Consider the following 22,588-nt stretch of genomic DNA (forward strand, 5'->3'; position numbering starts at 1 on the left):
AAGCTCCTCACTCCTTTTACCCGATATTCATGGGCAGACCGGTCGGGGCCGGCCATCGGGACCGATGGCGACGAAAGTGAAGGTGCCATGCGTCGCCTTTTCCTGGGCGCCGCCGTCACGCCGGCGCACCCACGCCTCGACGCGGAAGGTCAGCGACGTCCGGCCGACTTTGACTTCCGTGCAATAGCACGACACCTCGTCTCCCATACGGATCGGCGTGTGAAATTGCATGGCCTCGATGGCGACGGTGGCAACCCGCCCCTTGGCCCGCCAGCGGGCGGCGATGCCTCCGGCCAGGTCCATCTGCGATAAAAGCCAGCCGCCGAACACGTCACCCTCGTAATTGAGATCGCTCGGCATGGCGATCGTCCGGATGGTCAAAAGGCCTGGCGGTTCCTGTTCCGTCATTTAATATATAACCCCTCTCAACATGTAGTAGTGGTCGTTCACGCACACCACCGGATACGCTTGCCGGCATTCAAAGGCATCCCTATAATGCCGCCATGCCTGATTTGTTCCAACAATCCTCCCCCAAAGTCGCCGACTATTCCGCCAAGGACATCGAAGTCCTGGAAGGCCTGGAGCCCGTACGCCGGCGCCCCGGCATGTATATCGGCGGCACCGACGACAAGGCGCTCCATCATCTGGCCGCCGAAGTCCTGGACAATGCCATGGACGAGGCGGTCGCCGGCCATGCGAGCTGGATCGAACTGGAGTTGAAGATCGATGGCTCCGTGGTCGTCCGCGACAATGGACGCGGCATTCCCATCGACCCTCATCCGAAGTTCCCCGACAAGTCGGCCCTGGAAGTCATCCTGACCATGCTGCATTCCGGCGGCAAGTTCGGTGGCGACGCCTACAAGGTATCGGGCGGCCTGCATGGCGTGGGCATTTCCGTGGTCAACGCTCTTTCGGATCGCCTGTCCGTCGAAGTGGCGCGCGACCGCCAGTTGTGGACGCAAAGCTATTCACGCGGCGTGCCCATGGGACCCTTGACCCTGGTCGGCCCGGTTCAGAACCGGCGTGGAACCACCGTCGCCTTCCATCCCGACGGCGAGATCTTCGGCCCCCGCGCGCAACTACGCCCCGGCCCGCTCTATCGTATGGCCCGCGCCAAGGCTTATCTTTATCGCGGAGTCGAGGTCCGCTGGACCTGCGATCCGTTGATGATCAAGGACGGCGATACCACACCGGCACGAGAAACCCTGCACTTCCCCAATGGCCTCAAGGACTTTCTCGATTCCATGCTGGATGGGCGGGAGCTTCTGGGCAGCCAGAGCTTCGCCGGCACAGCCACCTTCCCCGACGACATGGGACAGGTCGAATGGGCGGTCGCCTGGCCCGAGGACGAGGAAGGCTTCTCGAACTCCTATTGCAACACCATTCCCACCCCGGAAGGCGGCAGCCATGACATGGGACTGCGCAACGCGCTGACCCGTGGGCTGCGCCAGTACAGCGAGATGGCCGGCAACCGCAAGGCCGCCCAGATCACCGCCGACGATGTGCTGAGCGGCGCCTGCGTGGTGCTGTCCGTCTTCATCCGCGACCCGCAATTCCAAGGGCAGACCAAGGAAAAACTGGCTTCCCCGGAAGCCACCCGCTTGGTCGAAAATAGCATCAAGGACCATTTCGATCATTGGCTCTCGGGCGATTCCACGGCGGCCAAGGCTGTCCTCGACCGCGTGACCGAACGGGCGGAAGAGCGGGTCAAGAAAAAGCAGGCGAAAGAGCTGTCGCGCAAGACGGCGACCAAGCGCCTGCGGCTGCCCGGCAAGCTGGCCGACTGTTCGCGCAGTCTCGCCCACGGCTCAGAACTGTTCCTGGTCGAGGGCGATTCGGCCGGCGGCTCGGCCAAGCAGGGACGCAGCCGCGAAACCCAGGCAGTCCTCCCCTTGCGCGGCAAGATTCTCAACGTGGCCTCGGCCACCGTCGACAAAATGCGCGCCAACCAGGAAATCCGCGACCTCATCGAGGCGCTGGGATGCGGCATCCGCGATCAGTATGACGATGACAAATTGCGCTATGAGCGGATCATCATCATGACCGACGCCGACGTCGATGGCGCCCACATCGCCTCTCTGCTGATGACCTTCTTCTATCAGGAGATGCCGGGCCTCATCGAGAACGGACATTTGTTCCTGGCCTGCCCGCCGCTTTACCGGATCACACACGGGCAAAACACGATCTATGCCCGCGACGACAGCCACAAGGACAAACTGATGTCGTCCACCTTCTCCGGCAAGAAGGTCGAGATCAGCCGATTCAAGGGCTTGGGCGAAATGCCGCCCCATCAGCTCAAGGAAACCACCATGGACCCCAAGACGCGCCAGCTTTTGCGCGTCGTCGTGCCCAATGGCCCGACCGAGGAGGACCGCCAGGAGGCCAAGGAGACCCTTCGCCTGGTCGACAGTCTGATGGGCAAACGACCGGAGTTGCGCTTCCAGTTCATCCAAGAGCACGCCCAGTTCGCCCGCGATCTGGACGTCTGATCGCATCGGACCGGTCAAACAGGGTAAGCGGGTTCACCCGATTGCCCTGACCGGTCAAAGCCCAGCCCTGGTTCCTGCGGCGCATATCAATCAAGACTGTCCCCAAATCGGGATATCTGCCAACCATAAGTCATGCAAACTTTTCCCCGTCGCCAAGCAACCATGGATTGGCATGTCGATCTGAAGACGGGGCAAATCATGACCTATTTCACCAATCTGAAAATACCCTTCAAACTGCTGGTGGCCTTCGCCGCCCTGCTGTTTCTTTTCGTCGTCAACGCGGCCGTCGTAATTTCGCAAATGTCGGCGATGAACACCGCCACCCAGGACATCACCACCAACTGGATGCCGAGCGTGACGGCCCTGAACCGGCTGGAAGTCTACCTCGTCGAGAACCGCCGCTGGGAGTTGCGACATCTCATCGCCACGGACGCCAACGACATGACCCGGGCCGAACAGAAGATCACGGAGGTCCGCGCGAAAATCGCCGAGATCAGAAAGAACTATGAAAAGATGATCTCCTCGCCGGAGGAACAGGGCCTCTACGACGCCTTTGCCCGCAAGATCGACGAAGTCTTCGCCGCCGGCGACAAGGCCATGGCCCTGTCGCGGAAGAATATGAACGAACAGGCGCTGATGGTGATCAAAACCGAGGCGTCGGCGAACTTCGACGAATTGCGAGAGCTTCTGAACAAGGATATCGCGCTCAACAACAAGGGCGCCGACGCCGCCAACGAGACGCAGAACGCCAGCTATGCCACGGCGCGCACGATCACCTTCTCCCTGCTCGGCGTCATTGTCCTGCTGACCCTGTTCCTGGGGTTCGCCCTGCGCCGCGCCATTGCCGACCCCTTGACCGCCATGACCGCCGCGATGGCCAGCCTGGCCAACGGCGACAAGGGCATCGAGATTCCGGCGCGCGGACGCAGGGACGAGGTCGGCGCCATGGCCGAGGCGGTGCAGGTCTTCAAGGACAATGCCATCCGCGCCGATCGCCTGGCTGCCGAACAGGAACACGAGCGCGCCGCCCGCGAGGTCCGGACGCAAACCATCGAAACCTTGACCGGAGGCTTCGACCAGGACGTCTCCAACATGCTCCAGATCGTCAGCAGCGCGCTGACCCAGATGGAGGCCACCGCCCAGGCGATGGCGGCCAATTCGCAGCAAACCACCCGGCAGGCCGATACCGTGGCCGCGGCCACCGAGGAAGCGGCCTCCAGCGTGCAGACCGTCGCCGCCGCCGCCGAGGAACTGTCCTCGTCGATTTCGGAAATCGGCCGGCAGGTCGAACAATCGAGCCGCATCTCGCAAAGCGCATCCGAGGAAGCCAGCCGCACCAACGACACCGTGCGCAGCCTGGCCGACACCTCGGCCCGCATCGGCGACGTGATCAACCTGATCAACGACATCGCCAGCCAGACCAACCTGCTGGCCTTGAACGCCACCATCGAGGCGGCCCGGGCCGGGGACGCCGGCAAGGGCTTCGCCGTGGTTGCCGGAGAAGTCAAGCATCTGGCCAATCAGACCGCCAAGGCCACCGAGGAAATCAGCGCACAGATCGGCGCCGTGCAAAGCGCCACCCAGGAAGCCGTTGGAGCGATCGGCGCCATCGTCGGGCGGATCGAGGAGATCAACCAGATCGCCGCCGCCATCGCCTCGGCCGTCGAGGAGCAATCGGCGGCAACGGCGGAAATCGCCCGCAACGTACAGCAGGCGGCGGCAGGCACCCAGGAGGTTTCCGCCAACATCGGCGGCGTGACCCTGGCCGCATCCGAAACCGGCGCGGCCGCGTCTCAGGTCTTGTCGGCGGCCCAGTCCCTGGCCCGGGAAACGACAGATCTCAAGGATACCGTCGGAAAATTCCTGAGCGGGGTCCGCACGGCCTGACCATCGGCGCGGCCACTGCTCTCGCGCCCGCGTCCTTCCGCCCTTTGCCCCGGCGGACGGACGCGGGTGTCGTTCGGTTCAAAGCAGCAGGATGCGGACCAGGCAATAGGCGGCGAAGCTGATCCCACCCGCGGCCGGAATGGTGAAAATCCAAGCCCAGACGATGTTTCCCGCCAATCCCCAGCGGACCGCCGAAGTCCGCCGGGCCGACCCCACCCCGACGATGGCCCCGGTGATGGTATGGGTGGTCGAAACGGGGACCCCCAGCCATGTGGCGGTAAACAGCGAGATCGCCCCCGCCGTCTCCGCGCAAAATCCCTGGAAAGGCTTCAAGTCGGTGATCCGCGACCCCATGGTCCGGACGATCCGCCAACCGCCCATCAGCGTTCCCAGCCCCATGGCCGCCTGGGACGCCAGCACCACCCACAAGGGGACATGGAAGTCGCCGTCGAGCCACCCTTGAGAAAACAAAAGGGCTGCGATGATGCCCATGGTTTTCTGCGCATCGTTGCCGCCATGCCCCAGCGAATAGAGAGAGGCGGATATCAACTGCAATTTGCGAAACCGCCGATCGACCACGTAAGGCAAGGAGCGGCGCAGCAACCAGGATGCGCCCAGGGTAATGGCCAGCGCGAGAATGAAACCGGCCGCTGGCGACAAAACGATGGCCGCCGTGGTCTTCAAAAATCCGTCGGCGACGATGGACGAGAGCCCCGCCTTGGCAACGCCCGCGCCCGCGATGCCGCCGATCAGGGCATGGGACGAGGAGGATGGCAACCCCAGCCACCAGGTCAGCAAATTCCACAGAATCGCCCCCAAAAGCGCCGAGAACACCACCCAGGGATCCATGACCGATGGCTCGATGATGCCGGTTCCAATGGTATGGGCCACATGCAGGCCGAAAAACAAAAAGGCGATGAAATTGAATCCCGCCGCCCAGGCCACCGCCAGTTTCGGCGGCAGGACACGGGTCGAGACGACCGTGGCGATGGAATTGGCCGCGTCGTGCAATCCGTTGATGAAATCAAAACCCAAGGCGATAAGGATGATCGCCACGATCGCCGGAAGACCGAGATGAATGCTGTCCATCGTCAGACGTTGTCCAGCACGAGACCTTCGATCACATCGGCGACATCATCCAGGCTGTCCGTCGCCGACTCCAGCAGTTCATAGACCTCTTTACGGCCGAAAAAGGTAATCGTGTCCGGACGCAATTCAATCAGATCGGAGAGCGCTTCGCGAAGCGCCTCATCGGCGTCGCCTTCGATCTTGGAGACGCTTTCGCACATCGTGCGGATGCGCTCGGCGTTGCCGGGGATGTCACGCAGAAGGGGCATCATTTCGGCGACCAGACGAGCCGCCTGCTGGATCTGCCCGGTGAGCAGGCGCATATGCGCGTCGAAATCGCTGACCTTATAGAGCGCGGCATGCAGAACCACCTCCTCCACATGATCGACGGCCTCGTCCAGCGCGTTGCTCAGCGCGAGAATGTCGGAACGGTCGAACGGCGTGATGAAGGCACGGTGCAAGGCGATCAGGGTTTGCCTGGCAACCCCGTCGGCGGCGCTTTCGATTTCGCAAACCTCGCGGCCGCGTGCCGGACGATCCGGCTGGTCGGGAGCCATCATCGCCGCCAGGGCGTCGGCGGCCGCCACGATATATCCGCTATGGGACATGAAATGGTCGACAAACCGCTCTTCCTTCGGCATCAGCGAGCGGAACACACGCATAAACATGAAAATCCTCGAACTGGTTTGTCACATTTCTATCACTAAAGGCGCGAGGAACAAGAGAGTAAGGATGACCCTGCAGGCATGCGCCGATAAACAGGGACTGGACAGCGGCTGAGCCCGTCGTAATCTGTCGGCACTAAAATGCCCGGGGACGATCGTTGTCGCCAGGACTGGCACCAGAACGGGAGCTGTGGGTTTCAATGAAAATCGGACTGTTCGTTTTCGCCAATGCCGTTTTCGCCGCAGTCCAGTTGTTCGCCGCGGCGGACGCCCTGGCCGACGAGCAGATCCGCATCGTCGGTTCCTCGACCGTCTATCCTTTCGCCACGGCGGTCGCCGAGTATTTCGGCAAGACCACCGGCGGCAAGGCGCCGGTGGTCGAAAGCATCGGAACCGGCGGCGGCCTCAAGCTTTTCTGCGCCAGTCTCGACGCCGCCAGCCCCGACATCGCCGCCGCCTCGCGGCGTATCCGCCCGAGCGAGACGGCCAACTGCGCCGAGCATGGCGTCAAGGACATCGCCGAGATCACCATCGGCTTCGACGGCTTGGTCATCGTCAACGCGCGCCCCAACAAGCCAATGCACCTGACCCGCCAGCAACTGTTCCAGGCCATCGCCAAAAGCGTTCCGCAGAACGGGAAATGGGTCGCCAATCCCTATCGGCGCTGGCGGGACATCGACGCCGCCCTGCCCGACGAAAAAATATTGATCTTCGGACCGGCCCCCAATCACGGAACGCGCGACAGCCTGGTCGATCTGGCCATGACCCAGGCCTGCGCCGAATTCCCCGCCCTCAAGGGCATCGAGGAACGCCAGCAGCGCACGATCTGCGCCGCGGTCCGCGAAGATGGCGCCTTTGTCGATGTTTCACAGAATTATTCCATCGCCCTGCAGCGCCTGATCATGGAACCCCACGCGGTCGGCATCCTGCCCTTCAGCTATTTCGACCAGAACACCGACAAGATCCAAGCCGCAAGCTTCGACGGACAGGAGGCCACCTATGACAATATCTTCAGCGGCCGCTATTCCCTGTCGCGTCCCCTGTTCCTTTATGTGAAGACCGCACATCTGCAGACGACACGTGGATTGCGCGAATATATCGCCGCATTCACGTCGGAAAAGGCATGGAGCAGGGACGGTTATCTGGCCGAACGCGGATTGATCGCCCTGGCAGACGACCAGCGTGGCCAGGAAGCGGCCAAAGTGGCGGAGCTTTTGAAGACCGCGCACTAACCGCAAGAGTGCCATTGCCAGCCCCCCAACCTGGGGATCTATTTGAGCCGGCCAAGTCTTATGACAACAAACATCCACCTTCCCTGAACAACCGGAGAACATCACTGAATGGTTGAGTCCTCCGTCAAAAAACTAAACCCAATTCTATTCAATTAATAATTAATTAATATGATGCGACATACGAAATATGGTGGCGTAGGAGATCATGAATATGAACGTCACCGTTCGCAGGAGTAGACGAAGTGCGGCACGTTTCGATCGGCTGCTCGCCTACTTCGACCGGTGGCAGGGCCACCCCTCCAACGCCTGCCGCCAAATGAGTCTTGATGAGGGCGTCGCCGTCGGCAGATTCGACGACCTGAGACTCCACAGCGCCTTTCAACCGCTTTTCGAAGCCGGCACCATGCGCCCGATGGCCTATGAAGCCTTGTTGCGCGCTCAGGATGTGGTGGACAAAGCGCCGGTTTCACCGGCCAAGGCGTTCGCTTATCCGGTGACGTCAGAAGAGATCATCTACTTCGATCGTCTTTGCCGCATGGTCCATGTGGTGAACTTCGTCCGACAGGCCAGTCCCAGGGAATATCTGTTCCTCAATGTCGACGGCCGGCAATTGCTCAATGTCGGCGGTGGCGACCATGGCAGCGCCTTCGAGACCCTTCTCCAATATTGTGGCCTCAAGCCAACCCAGGTGGTGCTTGAAATCGTCGAATCGCGCATCGACGATTTGGGACGCCTTGTCGAGGCCGTGTCCGATTACCAGCAGCGCGGCTATCGGGTCGCCATCGACGATTTCGGCTGCCAGGATTCCAATTTCGACCGATTGTGGCAACTCTCGCCGGACTTCGTGAAACTGGACCGCAGCCTGGTCGTCCAATCGATGGTCAACCCGCGCGCCAGACTGATTTTTCCCAAACTGGTCGAAATTATCCACGACCTGGAGGCCCAGGTGGTCTGCGAGGGCATCGAAACGCCTGATCAGCACGATCTGGCCATCAGTTCCGGGGTCGATCTGCTGCAAGGTTATTACTACGCCAGGCCGCACCCCAGCCTGCTCAGGCCGGAACCATTGCAATCAAGATGACTGATATAAAAAATGAAAATACTGGTTACCGGTGGTGCTGGTTTCATTGGGTCAGCCGTCTGCCATCACATCATCCGAAAAACGAACGACAGCGTTATCAACTTCGATAAGCTCACCTATGCCGGCAACACGACGTCTCTTGCCGAAATAGAATCCGATCCCCGTTACCATTTCATCCATGGCGACATTTGTGACCAGCCATCCGTTGCGAGAGTATTGAGCGACTTTCAACCCGACCATGTCATGCATCTGGCCGCCGAAACGCATGTGGACAGATCGATCGATGGTCCAGCCACCTTCATTCAGACCAATATGGTGGGGACCTACGTTTTATTGGAGGCGATCCGCGCCTACTGGAACGTTCTTGACCACGCACGAAAAAGCAATTTTCGCTTTCATCATATTTCGACGGATGAGGTCTACGGTTCGCTCGGCCGCGACGGCTTGTTCAGCGAAGATACCGCCTATGCCCCCAATTCCCCTTATTCGGCCAGCAAGGCGGGATCCGACCATCTGGTACGCGCGTGGCATCGTACCTATGGCCTGCCCACGATCATCAGCAACGGCTCGAACAACTACGGCCCCCGACAGTTCCCGGAAAAACTGATTCCCCTGATGATCTTAAATGCCTTAAACGGCAAACCCCTGCCCATCTATGGGAACGGAAAGAATGTACGCGACTGGCTATTCGTCGAAGATCATGCCCGAGCTCTCCACCTGATCACGACCCAAGGCGTTCCCGGTGAAAAGTACAACGTCGGAGGCAACGCCGAGCGGACGAATCTCCAGGTCGTCCAAACACTCTGCGGCATCTTGGATGAATTGCTCGAAACCTCGCCCCACCGCCCTCACGCTCGGCTTATCACTTTTGTCGCCGACCGTCCCGGCCACGACCAGCGCTATGCGGTCGACACCACCAAAATCAGGCACGAACTGGGATGGGAACCATCCGTCACTTTCGAAGATGGCCTGTCGAGAACCGCCCGCTGGTATTTGGACCATGCATCCTGGTGGCGGGACATCGGCTGAACGATATTCACATTCGCCGATTCATGCGGAAGGGTCATGGGGGCGGAGACGCCCGGCGAGGATGGTTCTGGCTCCCGGCGGACACCTTCGTCATAATAAGCCATTCCACGCCCCAGGGACCCCGCGACCGTGACACTTCCGCCGTCTGCCGATGCCTACATCAAAATGCTGCGCTTCGTCGCCGCCAAAACCGAACGGACAGACCCCCGCATCACCGCAATGATGGACCTGCTGCTCGAAGCCGCCCGGGGGTTCGAGGCAAACGGCGTTCTTCACCTGTCCGCGCAACAATTGCCGCTGGCAGCCCGCGCTTTCGCCGGAGTCGCCGCCTTTCTCCAACAGCGGATCCTTCCCTCGGCCGTCGCCGCGGGCAACGCCACCGGCGAAAGTCAGGTCCGCTGGGCCATCGAAATCGCCATGACCTCGGTCAACAGCCTGCTGACGGGGGCAGCCACGATCGAGGACGCCGGTGCCACCCTGACGCTCGACGGCCAGATCGACCGCTGAACGGCTGAATGCTACCGCTAACAAAACGGTGCTTGCATTCGCCCGGAGGGTTTGTCAAAAAAGTGGCCTGACCAGTTCCCTCAGACTCCAAGTCCCTGGCAAGGGTGTAAGATCAACGGCCCCCCCATGATGACCTTTCCTCTTGAAGATGGCGGTTTCACGCTTTGGTATGGCGATATCGAAGCCAATCTGAAACGTCTCTACGGCGCCAGCGCCAAAGACCTCGGATATGACCGTCATATTCTGCAACAGCGCTACTACGCCGGCGAATCGATCTTCGCCGTCCTCGCCGCGATCGATTTGCAGCTGTCAGCCCCTGCCGGCATCTAATACCAAGTTTCGAGGAGGATGATTCATCGAAACTTGGCTGGCGCATTGAGCGCCCGCGCCATCGTTGGCGCGTAGCCAAGGGTTTCGGAGAAACCCACCCGGCGCGCGAGGGCTCCGGTGATCGGTTTCGATCACCGGAACTTGGTATAAAACGGTTTGCGCTTCGCTTGAGCTGCTCCCGGCTTACATGCCGCTGAAAAAACTCCGTTTTTTCAATTGCTCAAACGCCGCTCTGGCTAACGAACGCGATTCAATCTAAACGGCGCAAGGACGGGACTGGACGGATTTTCGCCACAATCCCGATGCTCCATGGCCGATGTCCCTACTGACTATTTGGACCAGGCCTTCAGGCGGCGCCCCACTTCGATCATGTCGTTGGTGGCGCCGGCGAATGAAAATCTTAGGAAGTGGTGCCCTTCGATCGGATCGAAATCGACGCCGGGCGTGCAGGCAACGCCGGTTTCGTCAAGCATGCGGCGGCAGAAGCCCAGGCTGTCGTCGGTCCAGCGGGCGACGTCGGCGTAAAGATAGAAGGCTCCGTCAGCGGGCGCCAAACGGTCGAATCCGGCCTTCGGCAATTCGTCCAGCAGGATCGCCCGGTTTCGAGCGTATCGGGCGAGATTGCCGTCCAACTCGTCAAGACAGTCGAAGACGGCGATGGCGGCATGCTGCGACAGGGTCGGCGGCGAGATGAAAAAATTCTGCCCCAGACACTCGACCGAACGCAGCAAATCGTCCGGCACGACCATCCAACCCAGCCGCCAGCCCGTCATCGAGAAATATTTCGAAAAACTGTTGATGACCACCGCGCCGTCCATCCCGGCGGCCGTCGCCGCCGGACCCGCATAGGTCAGGCCGTGGTAGATCTCGTCGGAGACCAGGCGGACGTCATGATCACGGCACCAATCGCCAATGGCGGCGAGTTCCACCGCGCCGACCATGCTTCCCGTGGGATTGGAAGGACTGGCCAGGATCAGGCCGTCGAGGGGGGGCCCATCCAGGGATCGAAGGACCTCCACGGTGGGCTGGAAACGGCTGGCCGGCCCCACCGGAATCAGGACCGGTTCGACCCCAAGGGATGTCAGAATATTGCGATAGGCGGGATAACCGGGACAAGCCAGTCCCACCCGGTTCCCCGGCCCGAAGGCGGCAAGAAACGACAGCAAAAAGGCCCCGGAGGAGCCGGTGGTCACCATGACGTTTCGCGCCGACACCGACACGCCATACGCGCTTCGGTAATAGCCGGCGATCCGCTCGCGCAAGGCATCCAGACCGAACGCCAGCGTGTAGCCCAACGGATCGCCGCTCTCCAGCGCCCGTTTCGCCGCCGCGACCACCTTGGTCGGCGCGCCGGTCGATGGCTGCCCGACCTCCAGATGCAGAACGTCATGCCCGGCGGCCATCCGCTCGTTGGCGGCACGCATGACATCCATGACGATGAACGGCGGAATCCGGCCGCGCCCGGCAACCTTGAGAGCCATCGCCTATTCGCTCCCCGCGACCAGGGCCAATCCGCTTCCACGCGGATCCGAAACCACGGCGCAGCGCGAACGGGACGGAGATCCGCTGCCGCATTGGATGGCATTGACGCGGGCGGGCAACGGCGTTTCCTCGAGCTGATGTCCACGCGCCTCCAACCCCTTGGCGTCGGGAGATTCGGGCTCGATAAAGACGCCGTCCGGGGCGGGCGTGGCGTAAAAACGTTTGGCGGCCACCGCTTCGACCAGCGGATGGCCGTCCACCACGGCGGACAAGGCCGTCTCCATCAAGGCGGCGGGCGCGGAGGGCCCCCCACCGGCGGCCGATGCGTAGCGGAATTCGTGGGAATTGGCATTGATCGCCAGCATCGGCCCCATGTCGAAGGGACCACGCCCGCCCACCCAACCGGCGGCGGCCAGAAGCACGCCGGTGTTGGGAATGACGCGCCCGATGCCGAAGCTGTTGTTGAGGCCGAGCGTACAAGCGACGGCCGAACCGCTTTGATCCATCACCACCAGGCCGGTTCCGGTAATGGCCATCATCGGCGGCTCTCCGCTCAACGGCTGATGGCCGCTTTCGGAATAGCCCGCCATGATTTCGGCCAGATGCCCCTTCCCGGTCAGCTCGTCCGGAGCCCCCTGGACCTGGCCCCCGGCGCCCAGCCATTTCTGGCGGTCGGCCAAACCGCGAGCGAGGGTTTCGGCAACCAGATGCGGACGAACTTCGGTGCCGACGCCGTCATAGGCCCCGTCGCGCACGAGATGACTCCACCACTGGGCCTCAAGCAGCCCCCCAGCGGCCGGCGACGGCGAGAAATAGGCGATATCGTCGCCATAGGCGACCGCTACCGCATCCTTCCACTGGGGCAGGAAATCGCGCATCTCGTCCTCGCTGAGCGAGCCGCCGACGGAGTTGACCGACTGCACGATCTCGCGCGCCCAGGCGCCGGCATAGAAATCGCCGACGCTTTGAGTGCGCAGGCGCGTCAGTGTGGCGCCCAGATCCATCTGGACGAAGGGCTGGCCTTCGGCGAGAGCGTTCCCGTTGGCATCGGCGAAGACGCGCCGCATTTCGGGGTTCGCCAGGAGAGGAGCGGCGACCGTGGAAAGCTGGCTGGACAGCACCCTGGGCATCGGGAAGCCCTGCCGGGCCAACCGCTCGGCCGGCGTCACCAGTTCTTCCCAGCGCAGATGTCCGTATTTGGCGGACAGGGCGAACAGACCGCGCGGCAAGGCCGGCACCGCCGAGGGCCGATCGGCGCCCGCGGGAATACGCCGGGGCGGCGGAGCGTTGAAATCCAGCGCCTCGACGGTGTTCTTGGACTGATCGTAGACCAGGCAGGCACCGCCGGCCCCAAGGCTCGCCCGCGAAGGCAGGGTGACGCTCAACACGAAAGACATGGCCACGGCGGCATCGGCGGGAGTGCCGCCGGCCGAAATGATATCCCGACCGACGAGAACGGCATTCGGTTCGTCGGCGGCCACCATGCCGGCGAATCCCTTGACATGGCCGACCACTCCGACGGGTTTGGGCGGCCCGCCGCAGGCCGCCAGCAAGAAACAAATCACCAGAGCGGGGACGGCGCGTTGACGCCTCGCACCGTGGCGGATACCCTGAGCCTTCAGCGGAGTTTCAACCTTGTCGATAAAACGCATTTCCAATCTGGCCGTCCTCTTGCTCGTGACATTCGCACCGGGAACCGCGTCGGCACAGCGCCTAGAGTTCATCCGCGATGCGGAAATCGAAAATACCATCCGTATGTACGCCACGCCACTTTTCCAGCAGGCCGGCGTGGAACCAAGTGCGGTTGAAATTCATCTGGTGAAAGACAACCAGATAAACGCCTTTGTCGCCGAAGGCCTCAATCTTTTCATCAATACCGGCTTGATTACGAAAACCGAGCATGCCGGTCAATTGGTCGGCGTCATTGCTCATGAATGCGGCCATATTGCTGGCGGTCACCTGGTCAAGGGCCAGGGCGCCATGGAAAACGCCGGCTATGCCTCGCTGGCCTCGATGATCCTGGGTGCCGCCGCGGCGGTGGCATCCCGGCGCGGAGACGTCGGCTCGGCGATCATGTTGGGCGGCAACGACATGGCCGAACGCAGCTATCTGGCGTTCAGCCGCACCATCGAGGGATCGGCCGACACGGCGGCCCTGGCTTTTCTCGATAATCTGCATCAGTCCTCGCGCGGCTTCCTGGAATTCATGGAAATGCTGGGCGACCAGGAGCTTCTGGTCTCGACCCGCCAGGACCCTTACGTGCGGACCCACCCGCTGACCCGCGACCGTGTCGAGGAGGTTCGCCACCATGTGGAAACCTCCCCCTGGTCCGACGCCCCCATCCCGCCGGCCTATGTCGAGCCGCACCGGCGCATCAAGGCGAAACTGATCGCCTTCATGGAACCGGCGGTCACCACGCTCTACCGCTACAAGGAAGACGACAACAGCCTGGAAGGGCGTTACGCGCGGGCCATCGCCTACTATCGCAAACCCGATCTGGGCCGCGCCATTCCGCTCATCGACGGACTGATTGCCGAACGGCCGGAGGATCCCTATTTCCATGAATTGAAGGGCCAGATGCTGTTCGAGAACGGCCGGACCAAGGAAGCCATTCCCGAATACAAGCTTTCGGTCAAATATCTGCCGGATAATGCCCTGCTTCGCGAGGAACTGGGGCAGGTCGAGCTGGAGGCGGAGGATCCCGTCCATTTGCCCGACGCCAAGGAGCAGCTGACCTTCGTCACCCGGCATGAACCGGAAAACGCCAGCGGCTGGCGCTTCCTGGCCACCACCTACGGCCGCATGGGCGACGACACCATGGCCGCGGCCTCGATGGCCGAATACGCCCTCTTGACCGGCCGCTGGGACGAAGCCCTGCACGATGCCGTCAAAGCATTGAAGAATTTAAAGAAAGGCACTCCGACGGAACTCCGCATGCAGGATATCCGGGCCCAGGCCGAACAAATGCGCGAACAGGCGAGAAAACAAGGGCGTTGACGTCATCGCCGGGACTCTGGAATGGCGGATCCTTGCTCCCGGCGACGGACTGCAGCATGATGCCGCGCTATTGATGCACACATAAGGCCGACCGCCGGCCTTCAACCAAAGGTTTCGAACCATGTTTTTCCGTACCCTGACCGCCTCTTTGCTGATCGTGGGCTCGCTTCTCACCCTGCCTTCCGCCGCTCAGGCGCAGGAAGAGCAGCCGCTGACCCCCAAGCAGCAGGATGCGGTGAAAAAGCTGGTCCACGACTATATCATGGACAACCCCTCGGTTATCGCCGACGCGATCGAAGCTCTGCGGCAGAAGGAAGAACTGGCCGCCGAAATCAGCGCCCGCAAGGCGATCACCGACCGCAAGAGCGAAATCCTCGACGACCCGGAATCACCCGTCCTGGGCAACCCCAAGGGTGACGTGACGCTTGTCGAGTTCTTCGATTACCGCTGTCCCTACTGCAAGAACATGTTGGACATGGTGATGGAAACGGTGAAGGCCGACGGCAAGGTCCGACTGGTGATGAAGGAACTGCCGATCCTGGGCCCGGATTCGGTCACCGCCTCCCGCGCCGCCCTGGCATCGCGCAATCAGAAGAAATACGAGGAATTCCATCGCGCCCTGATGAAGCTGAAAGGCCCGATCAACGACGCCTCGGTGATGAAAACCGCCGCCGAGATCGGCCTCAATGTCGAAAAGCTGAAAAAGGACATGGATGACGATCGCATCGACACCGTGTTGAAGAACAATATCCAACTCGCCCATGCCCTGAATATCAGCGGCACGCCGGGCTTCATCATCGGCGACCAGATCACGCCCGGCGCCATGAGCCAGCAGGCCTTGAAGCAGATGATCGATCAGGCCCGCAAGCCGAAGAGCTGATCCGGGCACACCCCGGAAGACCGACAAAAAGCCCCGGAAGCTAGCGCTTCCGGGGCTTTTTTACGCGTAATGCCGATTACGATCAGCGATAGCTCTTCCCCAGCGAACGGGCAATACCATGTTGCGGTGATCGGGACCGATCACCGCGAGATTTGGGATCACACGTAATAGGCTTTGAGCGGCTCGAAGCCATTGAAGTTCACCGCCGAATAGCTGGTGGTGTAGGCCCCCGTGGCCAGGATCCGCACCTTATCGCCGACCTTCAACGACAACGGCATCTGATACTGGTATTTCTCGTAAAGGATATCCGCCGAATCGCAGGTCGGGCCGGCCAGGACCACCGGTCCGGAGGGCCCCTCGCCGGGAGCCTGCAGGCGATATTTGATCGATTCGTCCATGGTTTCGGCCAAACCGCCGAACTTTCCGATGTCGAGATAGACCCACCGGACATCCTCGTCGTAGGACTTCCGGGAAATCAGCACCACCTCGGCTTCGATAATGCCGGAATCGCCAACCAGGGAACGGCCGGGTTCGACGATCATCAGCGGCAGATCGTTACCGAAATGCTTGGTCATGGCGTTCATGATGGCGCTCGCGTAATCGTCGACCGGAGCGACGTCGTCACGATAGCGCGCCGGCAATCCGCCGCCCAGATTGATCATCTTGAGCTCGATGCCGGCCTCGTTCAGGGCGGTGAACAGCATGGCCGTCTTGCCCACCGCGATATCCCATTGATCGAGCCTGGTCTGCTGCGAGCCGACATGGAAGGAAATACCATAGGGTTCAAGCCCCAGATCGCGCGCCTTGATCAAGAGATCCCGCGCCATTTCCGCATCGCAGCCGAACTTGCGCGACAGTGGCCATTCGGCGCCTTCGCAGGTCATCAACAGACGGCAGAACACCTTGGCGCCCGGCGCCGATTGGGCGAGCTTTTGCAGCTCCGCCTCGGAATCGAAGGCGAACAGCCGCACGCCTTGCTCATAAGCCCAGGCGATGTCTTTCTGTTTTTTAATGGTGTTGCCGAACGAGATCCGGTCGGGCGAAGCTCCCGCCGCCAGAACCTGTTCGATTTCCGGCCGGCTTGCCGTATCGAAGCACGAACCCAAGCCGACCAGCAGGGAAATCACTTCTTTCGCCGGATTGGCCTTCACCGCGTAAAAGACTTGGGCCACCGGCAAAAATCGTCGGAGGGCGTCGTAATTGTCGGCAATGATATCGAGATCGACGACGAGACAAGGCGTCTCCGGCCGTTGCTCGGCCAGAAATTGAGTAATCTTAGCGGTCATCGCATACTCCTGTACGCGAAGAGGGATACAAAGGGTGGATTGCGGGGACCGTTAAAGAAGGTACCCACGGGAGCATTCAGACGATCGCCCCTTGAAGGCCTTAGGCCTCAAGCGACCGTCTACATACTTTCCCGACGGGGGGAGACTGGTGACGGCACAGTCCCCTGGGCAAGTCCATTGCAAAACAGCGGTGCGGGTATGCAATGGTCGGTGGAGCAACGAATAACAACGGACATAGCCATTTCCTCCGGGGTGCCGGAAACACCAGCAAGCATCAGAAGAACGCCTTGACGTCGTTGCTTAACCAACTCAGGGCCAGAGGCACGTGCGCGGTACGTCTAAGGCCGCTATTTACGCTTTTTTTCAGCGATGAAAAGAGAAAAATTCCCCCACCCCGAATTTTTTTCAATTATTGTTTAATATCAATTACTTAAATGTGATCAAAAGTGGCGATTTCATGACAGGATTTATGACAATCGGCCATAGCGGAAAGGTATCAATTCCGGCAGGGAAAACGCCGCTCGGGTTCAGGGGCCTGTTTCACTCAATCGATCAACAGGCCCCTGAACCTCAGATCAGCCCGGCAAGAGGGCTGCTGGGATCGGCATAGCGTTTCTTCGGCATACGCCCGGAGAGATAGGCCAGACGCCCCGCCTCGACAGCCAGGCGCATGGCCCTGGCCATGGCGATCGGGTCCTTCGCCTCGGCGATGGCGGTGTTCATCAGAACGCCGTCGCAGCCCAGTTCCATGGCGATCGCCGCATCGGAGGCGGTACCGACACCGGCATCGACCAGGACCGGAACCTTGGCTTGTTCGATGATCAGCCGGATGTTCACCGGATTTTGAATGCCGAGGCCGGAACCGATGGGCGCCCCCAGCGGCATGATGGCGGCGCAGCCCATATCCTCAAGCCGTTTGGCCATGATCGGATCGTCGGTGCAATAGACCATCACCTGGAAGCCGTCCTTGATCAGTTCCCCGGCGGCCTGCAATGTCTCGACCATATCGGGGTAGAGACTTTTCTGGTCGCCCAGCACCTCCAGCTTGACCAGATCCCAGCCGCCGGCCTCACGGGCCAGGCGTAGCGTGCGGACCGCGTCGGCGGCGGTGAAACAGCCCGCCGTGTTGGGCAGGAAGGTATATTCCTTGGGACTGACGTAATCGACGAGCATCGGCTTCGACGGATCGGACAGATTGACCCGGCGGACGGCAACGGTGACGATTTCAGCCCCCGAAGCCTTGATGGCGACGGCGGTTTCCTCGAAATCCTTGTATTTCCCAGTCCCCACCAACAATCGGGAGTGGAACCGCCGGCCCGCCACCACCAGGGGGTCGCCGTCGACCAGGGCATCCGCCCCTGGAGCGCCACCACCGATGAAATGGACGATTTCCAGCTTGTCGCCGTCACCGACCTGGATCACGCCATAGGCCGATTTGGGAACGATTTCGAGATTCCGTTCGATGGCCACCTTGCGGTGATCGATGCCGAGTTCGCCCAACAAGGCTTCAAGAGAAAGCGTGGCCGCCAGGGTGCGAGCCTCGCCGTTGATGGTCACTAGCATGGGAATTTCCATTCGCCGTCAAAGAGATGAGCCGAGTGCGATGGGGGAAGTATGAGCCGGAGGCCATGTGGTTTCAACGCCCAACACCATTGCACACGCCGCCACCCATGCTATAACGGCGCGCATGATCCGTTGGCAACCCGGTGCGCGACGCCCCATGACTCCAACCATTCCGCTTACGAACGGTTCCGTCGGGGAACGCAGCTCCCGGTTGTCCTCACCCTTGCCGACAGTGAAGAGGCATAATGGCTAAGACTCCGATCGACGGCGAGCTGATCCGCTCGCTGGCCACCCTGCTCGACGACACCCACCTGACCGAAATCGAGTATGAAGCCGGCGGCCTCAGGATCAGGGTGGCACGCAACGTCCAGCAGGTGGTTTCCGCCGCTCCCGCCACCATCGCCCCATCGCCCGCCGCCACCGCATCCGTCGCGCCGGCCCCCGGCGGCGAAGACCCCGCCAATCACCCCGGCGCGGTGAAGTCGCCCATGGTTGGCGTCGCTTATCTCCTGCCCGAACCCGACGCCCCGCGCTTCGTCAACGTCGGCGACACCGTTGTCGAGGGGCAGACGCTGCTTCTCATCGAGGCGATGAAGACCTTCAATACCATCCGCGCGACGCGGAACGGCAAGGTCACCGCCATTCTGATAGAAAACGGCCAGCCGGTGGAATTCGGCGAGCCCCTGATGATCATCGGCTGAGCATGTTTGAAAAGATCCTCATCGCCAACCGCGGCGAGATCGCGCTCCGCATCCACCGCGCCTGCCGCGAGATGGGCATCAAGACGGTGGCCGTCCACTCCACCGCCGACCAGGACGCCATGCATGTGCGTCTGGCCGACGAATCGGTTTGCATTGGCCCGCCGCCGGCGCGCGACAGCTACCTGAACAAGGCGGCGATCATCGCGGCGGCCACCATCACCAATACCGACGCCATTCACCCGGGATACGGCTTCCTGTCGGAAAATGCCGATTTCGCGCAGATGGTCGAGGAACATGGGATCACCTTCATCGGTCCCTCGCCCGATCATATCCGTATGATGGGCGATAAGATCACCGCCAAGCGCGCCGCGAAGGAAGCGGGAATTCCCTGCGTTCCGGGATCGGACGGCGCGGTCGACACGGAAGAGGACGCACTGGCCCTGGCCGAGAGCATCGGCTATCCGGTGCTCATCAAGGCGACCGCCGGTGGCGGCGGCAAGGGCATGAAGAATGCCGACAGCCGGGAGCAACTGGTCGAGGCCTATCAGATGGCCCGGCACGAGGCCAAGGCCGCCTTCGGCAACGACGAGGTCTATATGGAGAAGTATCTCCAGCGGCCGCGTCATATCGAAATCCAGATCCTGGCCGACAATCACGGCAACGTCGTGCATCTGGGCGAGCGCGATTGTTCCTTGCAGCGCAAGCATCAGAAGGTCCTCGAAGAGTCCCCCTCGCCGGCCCTGAATGCCGACGCGCGTGAAAGAATCGGCAGGATCGCCTGCCAGGCCATCCGGCATCTTGGATACCGCAACGCCGGCACCCTGGAATTCCTTTACGAGAACGGTGAATTTTACTTCATCGAGATGAACACCCGCCTGCAGGTGGAACATCCGATCACCGAGGCGATCACCGGCATCGATATCGTGCGCGAACAGATCCGTATCGCCGACGGCGCACCCTTGGGCTATTCGCAGAAGGAAGTGCGCTTCTCGGGCCATGCCATCGAATGCCGCATCAATGCCGAGGATCCCGTGACCTTCGCTCCATCGCCGGGCAAGATCGGCGGCTTCCATACGCCGGGCGGCCTTGGCGTGCGCGTCGATTCGGGGCTCTATTCCGGCTATCGGGTGCCCCCCAATTACGACAGCATGATCGCCAAGCTGATCGTCCACGGAAATTCGCGGAACGAATGCCTGATGCGGTTGCGCCGGGCCCTTGGGGAATTCGTCATCGAAGGGGTGAAAACCACCATCCCCCTGCAGAACCGTCTGGTCAACGATCCCGATTTCGTCAACGGCGATTACGATATCCACTGGCTGGAGCGGTTCGTCGGTCTCGTCTGAATCGGTTCCGCCGCTCGGATAAGCCCTCGCCCCTTGTGGGCGAGGGGAACTCCGAACCGACCGTTTTCATCCCCGGTGGCGCATCGACCGCGTCGATGCAGGGTGTCTCTCCCGAAAACGGGCGAGGGCTTATCCTAACGCCTATGGGCAGGGACGCCAGTGCCACTCGTCGGATTGCTTCGTCTTTGGCGCGGGAACGTGCAGATTTAACGCTTGCTGCAGCGGGTCAAGCGACGTCGGCACCACCCCCGCTTTCGTGAAGATGACGAACAAAATTCGACCCAACCGACTTTTGCCGCATCCCGCTCCGATGGAATATCTTAGGGTGATTCAACTGGCCCTTCCCCCCCTGGCCAGTTCGATGCTCCTGAGCACGGAGAGATAGTCGGGACTGCGCCGCCAACGGGCGATGACGCCCCTCGCGGCGTCTGTTTCAATGGCATCGTAAAAGTTTTCAAGACGCCGGCAGTCGCGGTCCAGACGGATGGCATCGGTGATGCGGGCCCGGCTGGCGATCCGGAAGATCTCGATGAACTGACCCTTGGGCAACTCGACGGAACGGCAAAGAACCGCCAGCCCCTCGCCGGATGGGTCGAACAGCAGACGCCTGGCCAGCGTTCCACGGATTCCGGTGAGTTTTTCCACGACCCGGGAGAACAGCGTGACCTGACCGGCGGCCAGGGATTCCAGCATCATCGAAGGCAGAATGATGCCGGCGCGCTCCATCTGCTCGATCAGATAGACGTCGTTGCTCGATTGAAACGAGCCGGCAAGGCCCGCGGCGACGGCCTCCTCCAGAAGATCGTCGACCATCGGAGGATCGATCCGGAATCGTTCGACGATATGCACCCGCAAAGCGGCGGAAACCCACAGGAACATCCGCTTGGCCAGTTCCGGGGTCAATTCGCCCCGTCTTAACAGTGGCTCTTGAAAGGCGTCGATAACGCGCGACCGCTCGGCCAGGAGGGCCACGGTATCGAATCTCAGACTTGCACCGGCATTGTTGAGAAGCGAGACGATGACGCTTTCCTCGCCGACCTCGACCAGGGCGTTGGAAACGGAAGAGGAAAGCGCATGACGCTGGGCGATCACCAGACGGTGTTCCAGGCTGCGCTGATGCACCACCTCGATCAGATCCACGTCCTCAAGAACCCGGCTGTTGCGCAACAGGGGCCAGGCCACTTCGATGGTGTCGTTGGCCAGATCCCGAGCCAGGCTTCTGGGCAGCCTGGGATCGGACGCCAACTGTTCGGCGATGAACCGCCGAACGGTCATTTCCACCTCGCCCAGCAGCTGATGCAGGATGGCGGTCATCATGTCGCGCTCCCCATCGGACAGCCGCCGCTGCTCGTCGCGAAACAGATCGACCATGATTTGGGCCAACTCGCCCCGCCTGGCATCCGAGCGGTCACGCGCCAGGGCCAGGAGTTCCTCGGAAGTCAGAGTACCGAAGTCGGTCACGTGGAATATCCTTGTCCAAAGGCTAGACCCGCACGGAGATCGTTCCCACCGACGACAACGGGCAAATCCGGAATTTCCACCGTCGCCAGGAATTTCCCCGTCCTTCCCGACATCGGTAGAATCGGACGGTAGAGCAGAGGAAAGAAACGGTCAATGTCGGCAAATCCGGCGGTTTTAGGCGGAACACCGACAGTCGGCATGGGAAAATGACAGGCAGAACATGACGAAATGCAAACGCAACAATAAATTAAAAGTATATTTTTCAATCAAAGATTGTGCTGTAAAATATAATATAAATAATTAATATTATTACTCACCAGAATAATAAACGATTATCCCTGCATACGTTGGCATTTTTTCAAGAAAATATCATCACGAAAATAAAAAATATTTTTACAAAGATTTTAAAAATGGAACATGAAAGCAAAAAATATCACCCTTATTTTCCCAAGATATTCACGAATATTCTTGCCTGTCGTCACGATTTTTGATGTCATATCAAGCAATGTATTTCGCGGTTTCGTTGGGTCGATCGGAATGGTCGATAAAAACCGGGTTCGGGTCGGGCGGTGACACAACGTTCCCGT

The 22,588-nt window shown here is 60.8% G+C and carries 19 protein-coding genes; 11 read left to right on the forward strand and 8 right to left on the reverse strand.

Annotation, left to right across the window (positions count from 1 at the left end):
* Positions 1–27: 27 nt before the first annotated feature.
* Positions 28–408: an acyl-CoA thioesterase gene (locus CWS72_RS09625; RefSeq protein ID WP_101250377.1), complete on the reverse strand. Its 381-nt coding sequence runs from the start codon at positions 406–408 to the stop codon at positions 28–30.
* Between the two features lie 95 nt (positions 409–503).
* Between CWS72_RS09625 and parE the strand changes: the two genes are divergently transcribed.
* A complete protein-coding gene (gene parE / locus CWS72_RS09630; RefSeq protein ID WP_101250378.1) occupies positions 504–2,489 on the forward strand; it encodes a DNA topoisomerase IV subunit B in 1,986 nt (661 codons plus the stop codon).
* Between the two features lie 198 nt (positions 2,490–2,687).
* The gene (locus CWS72_RS09635; protein WP_101250426.1) at positions 2,688–4,376 is read left to right on the forward strand and encodes a methyl-accepting chemotaxis protein; all 1,689 of its coding nucleotides are present in this window, start codon (positions 2,688–2,690) and stop codon (positions 4,374–4,376) included.
* 78 nt (positions 4,377–4,454) lie between these two features.
* On the opposite strand, the gene CWS72_RS09640 is transcribed toward CWS72_RS09635, so the two are convergent.
* A complete protein-coding gene (locus CWS72_RS09640) occupies positions 4,455–5,465 on the reverse strand; it encodes an inorganic phosphate transporter (RefSeq protein ID WP_101250379.1) in 1,011 nt (336 codons plus the stop codon).
* 2 nt (positions 5,466–5,467) lie between these two features.
* A complete protein-coding gene (locus CWS72_RS09645; protein WP_101250380.1) occupies positions 5,468–6,112 on the reverse strand; it encodes a DUF47 domain-containing protein in 645 nt (214 codons plus the stop codon).
* Positions 6,113–6,309: 197 nt separating this feature from the next.
* Between CWS72_RS09645 and CWS72_RS09650 the strand changes: the two genes are divergently transcribed.
* From CWS72_RS09650 to CWS72_RS09670, 5 genes are all read left to right on the forward strand, one after another.
* Positions 6,310–7,341 (forward strand): substrate-binding domain-containing protein, encoded by a 1,032-nt coding sequence (locus tag CWS72_RS09650; RefSeq protein WP_101250381.1) that lies wholly within the window; start codon positions 6,310–6,312, stop codon positions 7,339–7,341.
* Positions 7,342–7,552: 211 nt separating this feature from the next.
* Positions 7,553–8,422 (forward strand): EAL domain-containing protein, encoded by an 870-nt coding sequence (locus CWS72_RS09655; protein ID WP_101250427.1) that lies wholly within the window; start codon positions 7,553–7,555, stop codon positions 8,420–8,422.
* Between the two features lie 12 nt (positions 8,423–8,434).
* Positions 8,435–9,451, forward strand: coding sequence for a dTDP-glucose 4,6-dehydratase (rfbB, locus tag CWS72_RS09660; RefSeq protein ID WP_101250382.1), 1,017 nt, complete (start codon positions 8,435–8,437; stop codon positions 9,449–9,451).
* Positions 9,452–9,580: 129 nt separating this feature from the next.
* Positions 9,581–9,958: a hypothetical protein gene (locus CWS72_RS09665; RefSeq protein ID WP_241911658.1), complete on the forward strand. Its 378-nt coding sequence runs from the start codon at positions 9,581–9,583 to the stop codon at positions 9,956–9,958.
* A gap of 126 nt (positions 9,959–10,084) precedes the next feature.
* Positions 10,085–10,288, forward strand: coding sequence for a hypothetical protein (locus CWS72_RS09670; protein WP_101250383.1), 204 nt, complete (start codon positions 10,085–10,087; stop codon positions 10,286–10,288).
* Between the two features lie 329 nt (positions 10,289–10,617).
* On the opposite strand, the gene CWS72_RS09675 is transcribed toward CWS72_RS09670, so the two are convergent.
* Positions 10,618–11,769, reverse strand: a complete 1,152-nt coding sequence (locus tag CWS72_RS09675; RefSeq protein ID WP_101250384.1) for a pyridoxal phosphate-dependent aminotransferase — start codon at positions 11,767–11,769, stop codon at positions 10,618–10,620.
* Between the two features lie 3 nt (positions 11,770–11,772).
* A complete protein-coding gene (locus CWS72_RS09680; RefSeq protein ID WP_101250385.1) occupies positions 11,773–13,422 on the reverse strand; it encodes a gamma-glutamyltransferase in 1,650 nt (549 codons plus the stop codon).
* A gap of 103 nt (positions 13,423–13,525) precedes the next feature.
* On the opposite strand from CWS72_RS09680, the gene CWS72_RS09685 reads away from it, so the two are divergent.
* Positions 13,526–14,767, forward strand: coding sequence for a M48 family metalloprotease (locus CWS72_RS09685; RefSeq protein WP_101250429.1), 1,242 nt, complete (start codon positions 13,526–13,528; stop codon positions 14,765–14,767).
* 121 nt (positions 14,768–14,888) lie between these two features.
* Positions 14,889–15,647, forward strand: coding sequence for a DsbA family protein (locus CWS72_RS09690; protein ID WP_101250386.1), 759 nt, complete (start codon positions 14,889–14,891; stop codon positions 15,645–15,647).
* A 158-nt stretch (positions 15,648–15,805) separates the two neighbouring features.
* On the opposite strand, the gene CWS72_RS09695 is transcribed toward CWS72_RS09690, so the two are convergent.
* Entirely contained in the window at positions 15,806–16,933 is a 1,128-nt protein-coding gene (locus CWS72_RS09695) for a type III PLP-dependent enzyme (RefSeq protein WP_101250387.1), read from the reverse strand.
* A 570-nt stretch (positions 16,934–17,503) separates the two neighbouring features.
* The gene (gene thiS, locus CWS72_RS09700) at positions 17,504–18,496 is read right to left on the reverse strand and encodes a sulfur carrier protein ThiS (protein ID WP_101250430.1); all 993 of its coding nucleotides are present in this window, start codon (positions 18,494–18,496) and stop codon (positions 17,504–17,506) included.
* Positions 18,497–18,741: 245 nt separating this feature from the next.
* On the opposite strand from thiS, the gene CWS72_RS09705 reads away from it, so the two are divergent.
* Both CWS72_RS09705 and accC read left to right on the forward strand, forming a co-directional pair.
* Entirely contained in the window at positions 18,742–19,197 is a 456-nt protein-coding gene (locus CWS72_RS09705) for an acetyl-CoA carboxylase biotin carboxyl carrier protein (protein WP_101250388.1), read from the forward strand.
* 2 nt (positions 19,198–19,199) lie between these two features.
* A complete protein-coding gene (gene accC, locus CWS72_RS09710) occupies positions 19,200–20,540 on the forward strand; it encodes an acetyl-CoA carboxylase biotin carboxylase subunit (protein WP_101250389.1) in 1,341 nt (446 codons plus the stop codon).
* Between the two features lie 330 nt (positions 20,541–20,870).
* Here accC and CWS72_RS09715 read toward each other — a convergent pair whose 3' ends face one another.
* Positions 20,871–22,001 (reverse strand): DUF2336 domain-containing protein, encoded by a 1,131-nt coding sequence (locus CWS72_RS09715; protein WP_101250390.1) that lies wholly within the window; start codon positions 21,999–22,001, stop codon positions 20,871–20,873.
* Positions 22,002–22,588 lie beyond the last annotated feature (587 nt).

The organism is Telmatospirillum siberiense, assembly GCF_002845745.1.
Classification (GTDB): Bacteria; Pseudomonadota; Alphaproteobacteria; order Rhodospirillales; family Magnetospirillaceae; genus Telmatospirillum; species Telmatospirillum siberiense.